Raw genomic sequence first — 13087 nt, 5'->3', positions numbered from 1 at the left:
GCGGTTTCGTCGCCGGCACCGCCCGCGGGCCGGCACGACGCCACCGGCATGCGTACCGTTGACCCGCGCTGGCAGCCCAGCCGCACCGACCACCACCAGCTGCCCGCCGACGTCGAGCGGATCGTAGGCGAACAGCTCGACAGTTACATCGAGAAGCAGCGCCTCCCCGAGGCGACGGCCGGGCGTCGCAGGGCGGTCACCGAGTACAACGCAGCTTCCCTGACCCGGTCGCGGCCGGTATCGAGGCCCTCTGCCCGCAGGACCCTGAGAGGTGCTCAGCCTTCGTCGTCGTCCTCGATAGCGTCAGGGTCCCGGAAGGGGCGCAGGCCCTCACCGGAGCCGCCAGCTTTGATGTTGAACAGGTAGCGGCCCAGGAAGTTGATGTGCCGGTCCTTGAGCGGGGAGAGGCGAGCGACGCCCTCGTTCTTCATGTCGTGGCCCTCTGCCCGCAGCCGGGCGACCGCGGCGTCCGGGTAGCGGGGTCCCACAGCACCACCGCGTTGAGGACCAGCCAAGAGCAGCGAGGTGGTCCCCTGGCCCTCGTGGTACGCCTGGCAGATCTGGCCCCGGCCGCCGTGGCAGATCGCGCGGGCCAGGCGGTGGCGGGACTCCTGCACGGTGAGCTGCCGGTTCATCAGGCGGCGGTAGGTCTCGTCCATCGAGTCGCGGTCGTCCAGCCGCTTCCGCCCTCGCTCCGACGTGGCAGCAAAGGAAGGACGAACCCCCCCACCGAGTGACTGTTGTTGTTTCTGCATCACTGTCTGATCACGCGGCATTTGAACCACGGCTCCTGGCAATCGCCCGATGGAACAGCGCCGGCGGCGCTACGCTTCTGTGTCGTGCAGGAGACGCGCCTCGACACTGCCCGTATCCGAGAAGCTCGCCGGATGATCGACCCGATCTTTCTCGACACTCCGCTTTACCGCTGCGAGGCGTTGGAGCCCGTCCTTGGGTGCACGTTGAGCGTCAAGCTCGAAACCGCGAACCCGGTCCGCAGCTTCAAGGCCCGCGGCACCGAGGTCGTCGCGAGCCTGCTCGCCGACACTGACTCGCCGACCGTGGTGTGCGCCAGCGCGGGCAACCTTGGCCAAGCCCTCGCGTGGTCCGGCCGCGGCCGAGGCATCGACGTCACCGTCGTGGCATCCCGCTTCGCGACGGTGGCCAAGCTTGATCGCATCCGCGCGTTGGGCGCCAAGTTGGAACTGGTGGACGGCGACCACGAGTTGGCGCGCGAGCGTGCCGCGGCCATCGCGCGGTGCGAGGGCATCCGGCTGGTCGAAGACAGCCTGGATATCGAGACCTGCGAGGGCGCGGCGACCATCGGCCTGGAACTGGTGGACACGGAGCCGTCATTCGACGCCGTCCTGATCGCTCTCGGCGGCGGCGCACTGGCCACCGGCGTGGGTCATGTGGTGAAGGCCTTGGCGCCCGAAGCCGAGGTGATCTGTGTCCAGCCGCTGGGCGCACCGGCGATGACGTACTCGTGGCGCCAGCGGCGCGTCGTCACCACCGACTCGACCGACACCATCGCTGACGGCGTCGCCGGCCGGCGTCCCATCCCCGTCGTCTTGGACGACCTTCTCCTGGTCGCTGACGACGCCGTCCTGGTGCAGGAGGCGTCGATCATCGCCGGTATGCGGATGCTCTTCGACCACGCCGGTCTCGTCGTCGAGCCGTCGGCTGCGCTCGGCGTGGCGGCAATCCTCGAAGACCGTGACCGCTTCGCCGACCGGCACGTGGTCACCATCGTGTGCGGCAGTAACGTCGACGTAGACGCGTATCACCGCTGGGTCGGTGCTGTTCCCCTCCGCAGGCCCTGACATCTGCTTCACGGCCACGAAGCGCCAGGCCCTCCGGCCGGCAGCTGCAAGCCAGGGACATGCGCCGATCCCCCATGCAGCAGCAGGGGCAGTTGACTCCAAGCGCTCGGCTGCAAGGTCCAGAGCCTTGGCGACAGACACGCCACGTTCCGCGCCGATCACACCATCGACGGTCTGTGCCCGGATCAGCCCGACGTTCACACCGCGACGGGGGCTTTGATGGCCGGGTGGTGCTGGTAGTCGAGCAACTCGACATCGGCGTAGGCGTAATCGAAGAGCGTGTCGGCTTGGCGCAGACGCAGCTCTGGGAACTCGAACGGCGTGCGCGAAAGCTGTTCGGTCACCTGCTCGACATGGTTGTCGTAGATGTGGCAGTCGCCGCCGGTCCAGACGAAGTCACCCGGCTTGAGGCCGGTCTGTTGCGCCACCATGTGCGTGAGCAAGGCGTAGCTGGCGATGTTGAACGGAACTCCGAGGAACAGGTCTGCGCTGCGCTGATACAGCTGGCAGGAGAGCTTGCCGTCGGCGACAAAAAACTGGAAGAAGGCGTGACACGGCGCGAGAGCCATTTTGTCCAGCTCGGCGACGTTCCAGGCGGAGACGATCATCCGACGGGAGTCCGGGTCCCGGCGCAGAGTGTCGAGAACCTCGCTGACCTGGTCGATGTGCCTGCCGTCCGGGGCCGGCCAGGAACGCCACTGCGCGCCGTAGACCGGACCGAGCTCGCCGTTCGCGTCGGCCCATTCGTCCCAGATGGTGACGCCGTGCTCGTGCAGCCAGCCGACGTTCGAGTCGCCCCGCAGGAACCACAGCAGTTCGTAGACGATGGACCTGAGATGCACTTTTTTGGTGGTGATCAGCGGGAACCCCTGCGAGAGGTCGTAGCGCAGTTGGTGCCCAAACACACTTCGGGTGCCGGTGCCCGTCCGGTCGGCTTTGGCCGTCCCGGAGGTGAGTACCAGCCGCAACAGGTCTTCGTACTGGGTGTCTGCCACAGCCGCCCAGTCTACTGGCCACCTACGCGCCGCATTCGAGGCTCTTCCCGCCCGCCGGGCACCGGTGTGCGGCTCGCCCTCGGCGGCGGGCGGCGGGGGCGCGTTCGACGTGCCGGGGCAACCGGATAAGCAGTGGTCGGTGCTGGCGTTGTTGCTGGAGTCGTTGCTGCCGTGTCGCGGGTTGCACCTTCCGTAGCGGAATGTGGTCCGGTGGACTGATGTCCCGCCCCGCTGAGGAAGGCCCCTGCTCATGTATTCGTCCTTCATCCCGCCGCGCCAGGTCAAGATCGGTGACGCGGCGGCCTTCGTCGGCACAACACCGCGGGCGATTCGTCACTACCACGAGATCGGTCTGCTCCCCGAGCCCGTGCGGGGCGGGGACGACCGCCGCCGCTACGGCTACGAAGACATGATCCGGCTGCTGTGGATCCGCAAGATGGCTGACGCCGGGATCGCCCTGGACGGCATCCGTGCCGCCTTCGCCGACCCGGCTTCCGCCGAGGCCGACAGCGGCGACAGCATCGCGAACATTTTGGAACGGCTGGAGGAAACCCTCGTCGCCCAGGAAACAGAACTGCGGCGGCAACGGGCGGCCGTGCAGCGCATGCGTACCGAGGGCAGCAGGACGGGTCTGCTCTCCGACTTCGTCACCACCCGCCTCACGAATCTGCCCGAGGGCTCCCTGCGCCAGGCGGACCTGGACAGCCTGCTGGTCACCGAGCGGATCTTCGGTCCACTCGGTGCGGCCGTCCAGGCCAGCCGTTTCATCGCCCTGGCCACCCACCCGGATCTGCGGGAGGACTCCGACCGTGTTGATGCCGCCGAGGACGCACTCGATGACACGATCTCTGTCGATGACCCCCGCCTGGCCCAGGTGGCTGCCGAACGGCACGCCTTCGAAAAGGCCCTGCATGCTGTCATCGAGGACTCCGGCCTGGCGGAGAGCGACGACGCGCTCTTCGACTCCTGGGACCGCTTGCACCCCCCTACCGCTGATGAGGGCAAGGACGAGGCCGGCCGAAGCTCGTCGGGCGGGGGGCGAGACGCCATGAGCGCATTCGAAGCCACCGGCAAGATGCCCTACGACTTCTCCCCGGCCCGTCTGCGCTGCATGGAAATGGCTGAGGAACTCGCCTCCCTCGAGACACCCGCTCCCTAGTACTCCAGCAGGATTTCGCTGTCTGGCCTGGTCGGAGGCAGTGTCGGGAGTGTAGTGGGCTGATGGCGTGTCTCTCGGGGCCGTTGGGGCCAGAGATAGCGTCGAGATGGGACACGCCGCCGAGGATGTCGGTGCAGGTCCAGTATTCGACGAACCGGCCGTCATGGACGCACAGGATGCCGTTGCCGCTGAAGGAGATATTCGTGCCGACGGGCGTGGTGGCCTGGGGGATGCCGCCGGTGTAGGTGGCGCTCATCGTCCAGCGGGCGGAGATGAGGTCGCCGTCGACGATCGGGCCGAAGTCGACGGCCGCGCCCCGCCAGATCGAAGCGCCGACGAAGCAGACCGACTCCAACAAGATCAATCTCAGCGGCACTTCCTGTACACCAACTACTCACACCCGTTGAGCCTCGTGGGTTCAGGGAAACTAAAGCCTGTGTAGCGGGAACCCGCGGGTCGGTCCGTGTGCATCAGCTGGGGGTCTCCGTGGGTTCGGCGGGAACGTGGGGGTGGGCTGCGAGGCGGCGGGCTTCGGCCGTGATCTCGGCATCGACCAGTGCCGCTGTTCTGTCGCCGTACTCGAGGACGGCGTACTCGTCATCGAGTTCGGCGAGCCGCTCTGTCAGGGGCAGCTCATGTCCGTAGCGTCGGTGAATCCGGAAGGTGAACTCGCCAGGTGTCAGCTCGCCGGCGAGCATGCGGCGTGCGAGCGCTCGGGCGGCGGCTTCTTGACCGGCATCGCTTGCCACCGAGTAGAAGGTGAGGCCGAGTTCGTCGAGCGCTGCGGGAAGCAGATAGTGGACGTCATAGTCCGCCTCGGCGCGTGTGCAGGCGGCAAGGATGCGAAGGCCGGGGGTGTCGAGTCCGGCGACGAGCGCATCACAGGCGGCCTCGACGACATCGCTCGCACGGACTTCTCCCACGCTCCAGAGGGTGGCTTGGTCCTGTAGGGCGCTTGCTGCTGCTTCGGTCGACGTCACCGGCCGATTGTTCCCTCCAGGGTGCGTCCCGGTCGAACAGTTTTCATCTAAGCCGCTGTTCAGCGGCCTGTTCCAGTAGTGCTCGTGCGGAGTCCGCGTAACGCATCGCGGTCTTCTCGTCGAGCCCGAACACCTCGGCGAGGTGGAGCGGATCCGGCCCGAGGGTGAGGGCCTCTTCGAGCTGCCGGTCGACGCGCAGCCGCTCCAGCGTCGTGTCCTGCCCGCGCATCGCCGCGCTGATCCAGTGGTTGCTTGCGCGGCTGGTCTTCGTCGCGGTCTGGTTGTTGATCAGCAGGTGGAGATTCGCCGTACTCGGCCACCGGCGTCGCCGGTGCTCCAGCCAGTCCATCACCAGTTTCATGGTGAGTTCATCGAGTGGGCGAACTCGTCCGGCGATGGTCAGCCGACGGTTGCCGATGTCGAGGTCGTCGCGAATGAGGGTGTCTATCTGGGCGACCCGGGCGGCGTGAACCGCGGCGAGGGCGCGAATCAGTCGCGCGGCAGGGACCATCATCCGTCACCTGCTCCGACACCCCCCCGAGAAGGCCCTTAGTCAACTACAGTTGCTTGCATGTCCGTCGGCAAGAATTCCCTTCCTCAAGAACCCGCTGACGCCCTGGCGGCTGTCGTGGCGTTGCGACGCCTTGCCGATCAGCTGGAGGACGCCGCTGTCGAGCAGGCCATGCGAGCGGGCTGGGGCTGGCCACAGGTCTCCGAGGCGCTCGGTGTCACTCGCCAGGCCGTCCACAAGAAGCACGCCAAGCGGCTCATCGCTGCCGGCGTCAAGCTGAGGAGGCGCGGCGATGAGCGCGTTTGACAAGTACCTGCAGGCGGTCATCGTGCGGGCGATGAACGAAGCGCACGGGGGCGGGTCGGCGACGATCGACGCGCAGCATCTCCTGTTGTCGCTCGCCGCCGATCAGGGGACTGCCGCACAGCAGGTCCTGGCCTCGGCCGGGCTCGATCACGCTGCTGTCCGCGATGCATTGGACCGAGAGTTCGAGCACAGCCTGAGCATGGTGGGAGTTTCTCCGGCCGCCTATGACCTTCCCAGGCCGAGCCTCGGTTCCCAGCAGCCCAAGTTGGGTGCGTCCGCCAGACTCGCACTGGATCGGAGCTTCGCGACCGCCCGCAAGAAGGACCTGCGGTCAGTGCATTTGCTGCTCGGGATCCTGCAGGCTCAAGTCGGCACCGTGCCCCGTGCTCTTGCCTTGGCAGGTATCGATCGGGCCGAGCTGGCGGACCGCGTACGGCAGACGCTCAACAGCCAGGATCAGTGACCACTGGAAGCAATCTGACACGGCCGGTTCACCCCGCGGCTGTGCCCTTGTCGGGATGTGCAGTAGGTCCCGTAGGCGAGTGCGCGATGGTCCGCACGCTGCGCTGGGAGCCAAGCCCTTGGTGGAAGCCGGTGTGTCAGTGAATCACGCTGTGGAGATGGGCCGGTGGGCACTTATGGGTCACACGACAAGGAGGATGACATGCATCGACACACCGCTCATACGGACAGCGGCGGACCGGGCACCGAGCCGGTCAAAGCAGTGGGCGCGAAATCTGGCTCCGCACCGGCCTCAGGGGCCGCGGGCCACGAGGCGATTCAGCGCTTACTTCAGCAAGCCGTGACTCACGGCGGCCTTCCCGGCATTCTTGCTGAGGTTTACGACGGCGACCGGCAGTGGTTCGGGACCGCGGGAGTGGCCGACACCCGAACCGGCCGCAAGCGTTCACAGCAGGACCGGTTCCGCATCGGCAGCATCAGCAAGACGTTCGTGGCCACCATCGTGATGCAGCTGGCGGCGGAAGGCAGACTGAGTCTGGATGACACCGCCGAACAGTGGCTACCCGGCGTGGTCCGTGGCCATCAGCACGACGGTGCCAGGGTGAGCATCAGGATGCTGCTCAACCACACCAGCGGGATCTTCAACTACACCGATGACCAAGAGGCGCTGAACCGTCACGAAACACACCCGCCCGAGTCGCTGGTGCAGATCGCGATGTCCCATCCACCGACCTTCACGCCGGGTTCGGACTGGGCATACTCCAACACCAACTACGTTCTCGCAGGCATGATCATCGAACGGGTCACCGGCCGCGCGCTCTCCGAGGAGATCACGGAGCGGATCTCCCGCCCACTCGGCCTGGCCGGCACGTACCTGCCGCACGGCAGCGACCCGACGATCCACGGACCACACGCCCGGCATTACACGAAGCTGTTCGAGACCGACCCCGGCGCGCCGGTCCACGACGCGACTGAGTTCGACTCATCCATGTTCTGGGCTGCCGGCGGCATGATCTCCACCGCCGGGGACCTCAACCGATTCTTCGGTGCCCTGCTGGGGGGCCGGATACTGCCACCGGACCAACAACGCGACATGTTCACCACGGTGCCCACCCGCGACTGGATTTCCAACGCCGCCTACGGCCTCGGCGTTTCTTCAGTGAGACTGCCCTGCGGGGAAACGGTCTGGGGCATGGGGGGCGCGCTCTTCGGGTCATGGTCCTACGCCTACGGTGCTCGCGATGGCGAACAGATGCTCACCACCAATGTCAACGGTGACTGGAGCGAAGGCAGTTGGGACGACCCTATCGGCATCTTCACCGATCTCCTTCAGGCAAAGTTCTGCCACCGGAGCGATACCTGAATGCCGGTCACCGGCCGCGGGCCTGGTCAGCTCCTGATATGCACTCCTGCCCGTCGTCGGCCTCGTCCAGCTCCGGCACACTCGGGTCGCGCAGCGGGCGCAGGCCGCCCGTCGGCCGGGGTGGAAGCGTCCCCCGCGTGTGCCCACCGGCCTGGATGCGGGGAGATTCAATCTCGCCCACACAACCATCACCTGGCTCAGCCTGATCCGGCGGTCCTGGACGACGCACCGCTGGGACGAACGCCCGAGCCGCCGACTGTGAAATGTGGGCCCCGCTCCGGTTACTTCGGCAGGTCGGCCGAGAGGAAGGGGGCAAGGAGCGCGAGCAGCGCGTCGGGGCGGTGAAGGGGGATGATGTGGCCGCAGTCCGGGAGATGGTGTGCGATCAGGTCGTCGGCGTGCGGGCGGAGTTGACGTTCGAGTCCGGTGCCGACGGGGTGAGAGCCGATGGCTGTGGTGGGCATCGTGAGGCGGGCCGTGGCGAGGGCGTCCTGTATCTGCTGTGCGCTGGTGGGCAGGGCCCGGTAGTAGGAGAACGCGCAGCGTAGGGCCTCGCGCCCGGTGAACGCCTGGACGAAGGCCGCACGGATGTCGTCAGGTACTCCTTGCCCGAGCGTGCCCGCGTTCAGGAACCAGTCGATGTAGGGCGCCTCGTTGCCGACCAAAACGGTCTCGGCGAGGTCGGGCGCGGCGTGGAAGCCGAACCACCACGGGGCGCCGCCCTCCAGGACGTGTTCAGCTCCGGGCAACCGGCCCAGCAGCGCCTCCATCACGACCAGGCGCCGGATTCGGCCGGGGCGGCGCAGCGCGAGCAGTACGGCGGGGGCGGTGCCCGCGTCGATGGCGACCACTGCCGCCGAGGGCTCACCGAGCGCGTCGAGCAGCCCTTCGGCGTCGGCGGCGAGGGTGCCTGCGTCGTACCCCTCAAGGGCGCGTGTACTGGCACCGAAGCCGCGCAGGTCCGGGGCGATGACCCGGTAGTTCTCGGCCAGCCGGTCCATGAGGCCGCTCCAGAGTTGCCAGGTGTGCGGGAAGCCGTGCAGCAGGAGAACCGCAGGTCCAGTCCCGGCGATGGCGACGTTGAGCTCGATGCCGTTCGTCGTGATGCGGTGCAGTTGGTGTGCGGTGGTGGCGGGCAAGACGGCTCCTCCAGATGGTTACCATTGGTGACCACCAAACGGTAGGTAACCGACGGACCGCTGCCTAGACGGCACTTTCAGGGAAGGTGGTGAGCCACAGGTGACCACCCAAGATGCCCGGCCCGCCGCTCGCGGGGCGCGCGGGGATCTGTTCGATCCCCGTTGCCCGACGCGGCAGTTGCTGGATCGCATCGGGACGAAGTGGACGTCCATGGTCGTCAAGACGCTCGCCGATGCCGCACCGCACGAGGTGCGTTTCGCGGAGCTGCGACGCCGGATGCCCGGCGTCTCGCAGAAGATGCTGTCCGTGACGCTGCGCAGCTTGACCCGCGACGGGCTGGTGTCGCGGCGGGTGGAACCCACCGTGCCGCCGCGGGTCTTCTACCGGCTCACCGGACTCGGGCTGTCTTTGGAGGCCGCGCTTGCGGGGCTGCGGACCTGGGCGGAGGAGCACATGAGCGAGATCGACCACGCCAACGAGGAAGCCGACCAGGCCGCCGGCCAGCAGCGCGATGACGAATAGGTGGGCCGGCTCCTGCTCGCTACGGGTGGCTTGGTACGAGATGGAGCCGACGCCGGCGCCCTGATACCACGCAAGAGGGGGCGACGACAGGTCGTTGCGCGGTGGGCGGCGCAGTGTGCCGCCATGCCAGGACGACGGCCGCGAGGCCCCCGGCAACGGCGAGCCCGGCGACCCACCACCACAGCTGCTGCCGGATGCGGTCGTGCGCGACGGGCCATCGGGCATCGGACGTGGCGGCGTTGGCCGCGAGCGAGGACTCTTGCGTGTTTTCGGCCACGCTTACGAGTTTCGTCACCGTGAGCTCCAGGACTGGCTGATGGCGCCGCCGCAAGAACCGCCTTTCGCTCACTGAGGTGACACCCGGCGCGTCGACAACGCGGGCGGCGCACGGCGGCGCCGCGGCTCGTGCCGTCCGCTGCCCTACCTGCAAGGCTGGCTGTTTTCCAGTCCGGTAGCAGGTCGACTTGGCCGACAGATCTCGACGTCGACCGGGGTGGTCCATGCTCATTGTCAGGCTGAGTCGACTGCGCGCGACGGGACCGGCCGACGAGGGGCTTTGGTGTTCTTATGGCCGACGGTTCGATTTCTCGTCCGGACTGGTGGTCGGCGGGTTTTGGGGTATGCGGTGGGGCATGGCAGCCAAGAGAGAACACATGGTGTCCCCGCGGGTTCTGCGTCAGCTGCGCCGTGTCCGCGGTTTCTATGTGGCAGGTGCCCTGCTCTGGGCAGTTGTTGCGGCCTGGACAGGATGGTTTGACCCCGGGAGCCGGCAGATGTGGGTCTCGCTGTTCCTCGTAGCGGTGTTCGTCGGCCTGCTGGGCCTCGCCTCGTGGTGGCTGCGCGGTCTGCAGACCGTTTCGAAGTCGGGGGCGGCGCCCCGGGCCGCGTCTGCAGGAGGCCTTTCTCCGGGCCCCGCGCGCGCCTGAACTGGCAGGCTGGGCCAGGTTGCAGGGGCTGACTGAAGAGCCATGTCGGCACACAAGTGAACGCGCGCCACCTCGTACGGAGGAATGGGCGCCGTTTCTGGTGCGGTGATGGGGCGCGAGCCGTGAGTCTGCTGCTGTCGGTTAGGCGTGGCAGGGATTCTGCTGACGGTGGTCTTGAATCGGAGGCTGGAGTTGCGGCGGTTTCGTCCGCCGTATGAGCCCAGTGCGATGAGCCTGCGAGGATCGTTGAGGTGACGGGGCTGAACGTCGGACGATCAGCAAGCACGTGAAGGACCGGCTCCGTTGCGCCGCCAAGGCGGGAAGGGACTCCTCAGCGTCCTCGGCGGTTGGTGGACGAGTTCGCGCCGCTGATCGACGCGATGCTCAGGTCCGAGGTCCTGCTCAGGCGTCGGTGATCCACGAACGTCTGGTCCAGGACTCACGGTCGCGCCCCGGCGCGGTGTGAACTCTTCCGCGAAGCCGCTCGTGCAGTCCCCCCCCGGCCGGGCCCCTTTCTGTGGCGCCTGCGGAAGAAGGCATAGACACGGTCCCACACCGGAAAATCGGTGGGCATCGCACGCCACTTGATGCCGTTGTCGGTGACATAGAAGACCGCATCAAGCATCTGCTGAGGGCAGTAGCCCTCCGGCTGCCCGCCCCCTTCCAGTCCAGGCTGGGCCGCTGGCCGCCCCCTCCGCTCAGACGTCCTGTGCTGCCAGGGCCGCGACCGCGGGAATCGTTGCGAAGGCTTGGCGCATGTGCCAGATGAGTGCCGGGCGGTCCTGGTGTGCGGTGTCCGATGAGGTCCATGCCTCGAGTGCGCAGTTCCAGGCAGCGAGCATGAGGTCGAGCAGCAGGCGCAGTTCGGTGCGGCCAACAGACTCTCCGGTCAAACGGTCTGCCACGATCCGGACGGCGTGCGCGGAGACCTCTGAGCAGTGGCGCAGGCTGTGTGCGGTCAGCACGGGGGTGCGGTCGGCCAGGCTGCGGCTGGCCAGGAAACGCTGCTCCCATCCGTCCGCCATCTGCTCCAGCGCCGCGAACAGCGCGCTTTTGTAGGCGCTCAGCAGGTGCTCGCCAGTCAGCGGCCGGGTCTCGATGTCCGTGAGGTAGGCGGCCCACAGTTCCTTCTCGGGAGCCAGGGCCACGTCTTCCTTCGAGGTGAAGGTGCGGAAGAAGGTGCGCTTGGAGACCTCGACCGCGTCGACGATCTCGTCCAGCGTGACCGCGGTGAAGTCCCGTCCGGCGAACAGTTCGAGGGCCGTATCGACCAGGGCTTGGCGGGTGCGCAGCTTCTTGCGCTCACGCAGCGGCAGGTGTCTCAGATCCTTCTCCACAAGCCGCAGCTTATCAGCCGCATTTGCCTCTTGTAGGCTTCTGCCACTCAGTGGCACTATCTCTCGTCATGAAGGCACTGACAATCGATCACACGGCGTCCGGACATCTCACCCTCACTGAGGTCGCCGATCCCGAACCCACCGCCCACCAGGCCCTGATCCAGGTCCGTTCGTTCTCCCTCAACGCCGGCGAGGTCCACCATGTGATCCCCGAGGGCGATCCCGGCACGGTGCCCGGCTGGGACGCCGCGGGCGTGGTCGTCCAGGCAGCCGCAGACGGTTCCGGCCCCTCGGTCGGCACCCCCGTCGTCACCGTGGGGGCCGAAGGCGCCTGGGCCGAACTGCGGGCCGTGTACACCGATTTGATCGGCACCGTGCCTGAGGGAGCCGACCTCGGCCCGATCAGCGCGCTGCCGGTCGCGGCGGGCACGGCCCTGCGCGCCCTGCGCCGGATCGGTCCGATCCTGGGGCGACGCGTCCTGGTGACCGGCGCGGGCGGCGGCGTAGGCCGCTTCACCCTGCAGCTCGCGGCCCGGGGCGGCGCGCACGTCACCGCACTGACCAGCGACACGTCCAAGGCCGAGGCGCTGCGCAAGCTCGGCGCCCACGAGATCGTCACCGACCTGGCTGCGCTTGAGCGTCTCGAACCGGTGCATGGCGTGGTCGAACTGGTCGGCGGCGCCCATATGGTCGCCGCACACGACGCCCTCGCCGAGAACGGAGTGCTGGTGGCTGCGGGGCACATATCCGGCGACGGTGAGCAGTTTCCCTTCGGAGCCCTCTTCGGTAACTCCCATCGCCACAACCGCCAGATCGCCACCTACTTCCTGCTGGACGATGCCGTCGGTCTGGGCGCGGACCTCACCTGGCTCGCCACACTCACCGCCCGCGGCGAGCTGGACCCACAAGTAGCCCTGCGCACCGACTGGACCCAGGTGGCACGGGCAGCCGCCGAACTGGCAGGCCGCCGCGTGCCGGGCAAAGCCGTCATCGATGTCCACTGAGCGGACAGGACGGTGCCCGTTGCTGATCTCGTTGCGACCCCGCGGACCGCGAAACCGTCAGGACGGAGCGTCAGCAGCTGATTGCGTAACACCCGCCCAGGAGTGCCGGATCGGCAACACCGACTCAGCCCCTCAGGTCTGGAGGCAGTCGGCGCTCGTCTCCAGACCCGGGGTGCGTACCGCGTTCCAACCCGCGACGCTAAATCTCAAGCCGAGAAGCCGTCTCTGAACCTCAGTACGCGTGCTTCTGGAGGTCGTGGAAGCTTCCGATCGTCACCGACCACGCCTGCTTGTCCGGGACCCGGCACCACCCGATCGGCGAGTCGGGCGTGACCCGAACTGAACCACAGAGAGCTTCAGAGATTGTCTCTGAGCCATAGGCCGGGACGCGGTCAGGCCGGGCAGCTGCGTTCCCGAGCCGGTGGGGAGGCGATCGCAGGAAGAACGCACCGAGCCGAAGACCCACCGGTCCCCCGGCGTGCAACTGCGACGACAAGACCTTTGGGGCGGAGAAGTTGGCTTCACAACCCTCGTGCTGCTCCAAAGGCCCTGCCTTCGTGCG

Annotated in this window: 14 protein-coding genes; 7 read left to right on the top strand and 7 right to left on the bottom strand. The window is 67.5% G+C overall.

What is annotated here, in order from left to right; genetic code table 11:
* Nucleotides 1–275 precede the first annotated feature (275 nt).
* Nucleotides 276–659 carry a Tn3 family transposase gene (locus ACWD02_RS38820; protein ID WP_451220313.1) on the bottom strand — a complete coding sequence of 128 codons (384 nt, stop codon included), beginning with the start codon at nucleotides 657–659 and terminating at the stop codon, nucleotides 276–278.
* A gap of 228 nt (nucleotides 660–887) precedes the next feature.
* On the opposite strand from ACWD02_RS38820, the gene ACWD02_RS38815 reads away from it, so the two are divergent.
* Nucleotides 888–1820, top strand: a complete 933-nt coding sequence (locus tag ACWD02_RS38815; RefSeq protein WP_451220311.1) for a threonine ammonia-lyase — start codon at nucleotides 888–890, stop codon at nucleotides 1818–1820.
* 197 nt (nucleotides 1821–2017) lie between these two features.
* Here ACWD02_RS38815 and ACWD02_RS38810 read toward each other — a convergent pair whose 3' ends face one another.
* A complete protein-coding gene (locus tag ACWD02_RS38810; RefSeq protein WP_451220308.1) occupies nucleotides 2018–2815 on the bottom strand; it encodes a thymidylate synthase in 798 nt (265 codons plus the stop codon).
* A gap of 250 nt (nucleotides 2816–3065) precedes the next feature.
* Between ACWD02_RS38810 and ACWD02_RS38805 the strand changes: the two genes are divergently transcribed.
* On the top strand, nucleotides 3066–3974 hold the full coding sequence (locus tag ACWD02_RS38805) for a MerR family transcriptional regulator (protein WP_451220306.1): 909 nt from the start codon (nucleotides 3066–3068) through the stop codon (nucleotides 3972–3974).
* Between the two features lie 470 nt (nucleotides 3975–4444).
* Here the strand turns inward: ACWD02_RS38805 and ACWD02_RS38800 are convergent, their stop codons facing one another.
* Nucleotides 4445–4897: a hypothetical protein gene (locus ACWD02_RS38800; protein ID WP_451220303.1), complete on the bottom strand. Its 453-nt coding sequence runs from the start codon at nucleotides 4895–4897 to the stop codon at nucleotides 4445–4447.
* A 100-nt stretch (nucleotides 4898–4997) separates the two neighbouring features.
* Nucleotides 4998–5468 (bottom strand): hypothetical protein, encoded by a 471-nt coding sequence (locus ACWD02_RS38795; protein WP_451220301.1) that lies wholly within the window; start codon nucleotides 5466–5468, stop codon nucleotides 4998–5000.
* A gap of 57 nt (nucleotides 5469–5525) precedes the next feature.
* Between ACWD02_RS38795 and ACWD02_RS38790 the strand changes: the two genes are divergently transcribed.
* From ACWD02_RS38790 to ACWD02_RS38780, 3 genes are all read left to right on the top strand, one after another.
* Nucleotides 5526–5771, top strand: coding sequence for a hypothetical protein (locus ACWD02_RS38790; protein WP_451220298.1), 246 nt, complete (start codon nucleotides 5526–5528; stop codon nucleotides 5769–5771).
* On the top strand, nucleotides 5758–6234 hold the full coding sequence (locus ACWD02_RS38785; protein WP_451220295.1) for a Clp protease N-terminal domain-containing protein: 477 nt from the start codon (nucleotides 5758–5760) through the stop codon (nucleotides 6232–6234). The genes ACWD02_RS38790 and ACWD02_RS38785 overlap by 14 nt, the downstream gene beginning before the upstream one ends.
* Nucleotides 6235–6435: 201 nt before the next feature.
* A complete protein-coding gene (locus tag ACWD02_RS38780; RefSeq protein WP_451220292.1) occupies nucleotides 6436–7596 on the top strand; it encodes a serine hydrolase domain-containing protein in 1161 nt (386 codons plus the stop codon).
* A gap of 281 nt (nucleotides 7597–7877) precedes the next feature.
* On the opposite strand, the gene ACWD02_RS38775 is transcribed toward ACWD02_RS38780, so the two are convergent.
* Nucleotides 7878–8735 (bottom strand): alpha/beta hydrolase, encoded by an 858-nt coding sequence (locus ACWD02_RS38775; RefSeq protein ID WP_451220290.1) that lies wholly within the window; start codon nucleotides 8733–8735, stop codon nucleotides 7878–7880.
* A 100-nt stretch (nucleotides 8736–8835) separates the two neighbouring features.
* Between ACWD02_RS38775 and ACWD02_RS38770 the strand changes: the two genes are divergently transcribed.
* Nucleotides 8836–9258 carry a winged helix-turn-helix transcriptional regulator gene (locus ACWD02_RS38770; protein WP_451220288.1) on the top strand — a complete coding sequence of 141 codons (423 nt, stop codon included), beginning with the start codon at nucleotides 8836–8838 and terminating at the stop codon, nucleotides 9256–9258.
* 1365 nt (nucleotides 9259–10623) lie between these two features.
* Here the strand turns inward: ACWD02_RS38770 and ACWD02_RS38765 are convergent.
* Together ACWD02_RS38765 and ACWD02_RS38760 are read right to left on the bottom strand one after the other, a co-directional pair.
* Nucleotides 10624–10809 (bottom strand): transposase, encoded by a 186-nt coding sequence (locus ACWD02_RS38765; protein ID WP_451220285.1) that lies wholly within the window; start codon nucleotides 10807–10809, stop codon nucleotides 10624–10626.
* Between the two features lie 73 nt (nucleotides 10810–10882).
* Nucleotides 10883–11521 carry a TetR/AcrR family transcriptional regulator gene (locus ACWD02_RS38760; RefSeq protein WP_451220282.1) on the bottom strand — a complete coding sequence of 213 codons (639 nt, stop codon included), beginning with the start codon at nucleotides 11519–11521 and terminating at the stop codon, nucleotides 10883–10885.
* A 68-nt stretch (nucleotides 11522–11589) separates the two neighbouring features.
* Here ACWD02_RS38760 and ACWD02_RS38755 point away from each other — a divergent pair, with 68 nt between their 5' ends.
* Nucleotides 11590–12525 (top strand): zinc-binding dehydrogenase, encoded by a 936-nt coding sequence (locus ACWD02_RS38755; protein ID WP_451220279.1) that lies wholly within the window; start codon nucleotides 11590–11592, stop codon nucleotides 12523–12525.
* Nucleotides 12526–13087 lie beyond the last annotated feature (562 nt).

Source organism: Streptomyces sp. NPDC002853, from assembly GCF_053591915.1.
This window is presented reverse-complemented; position numbering and strand designations above follow the sequence as displayed.

Excerpts from the sequence above, each read along its gene's own strand:
- ACWD02_RS38805 (WP_451220306.1), top strand. The coding sequence starts at position 3,066 with ATGTATTCGTCCTTCATCCCGCCGCGCCAGGTCAAGATCGGTGACGCG.
- ACWD02_RS38820 (WP_451220313.1), bottom strand. The coding sequence starts at position 659 with ATGGACGAGACCTACCGCCGCCTGATGAACCGGCAGCTCACCGTGCAG.
- ACWD02_RS38780 (WP_451220292.1), top strand. The coding sequence starts at position 6,436 with ATGCATCGACACACCGCTCATACGGACAGCGGCGGACCGGGCACCGAG.
- ACWD02_RS38795 (WP_451220301.1), bottom strand. The coding sequence starts at position 5,468 with ATGATGGTCCCTGCCGCGCGACTGATTCGCGCCCTCGCCGCGGTTCAC.
- ACWD02_RS38755 (WP_451220279.1), top strand. The coding sequence starts at position 11,590 with ATGAAGGCACTGACAATCGATCACACGGCGTCCGGACATCTCACCCTC.
- ACWD02_RS38815 (WP_451220311.1), top strand. The coding sequence starts at position 888 with ATGATCGACCCGATCTTTCTCGACACTCCGCTTTACCGCTGCGAGGCG.
- ACWD02_RS38765 (WP_451220285.1), bottom strand. The coding sequence starts at position 10,809 with ATGCTTGATGCGGTCTTCTATGTCACCGACAACGGCATCAAGTGGCGT.
- ACWD02_RS38790 (WP_451220298.1), top strand. The coding sequence starts at position 5,526 with ATGTCCGTCGGCAAGAATTCCCTTCCTCAAGAACCCGCTGACGCCCTG.
- ACWD02_RS38785 (WP_451220295.1), top strand. The coding sequence starts at position 5,758 with ATGAGCGCGTTTGACAAGTACCTGCAGGCGGTCATCGTGCGGGCGATG.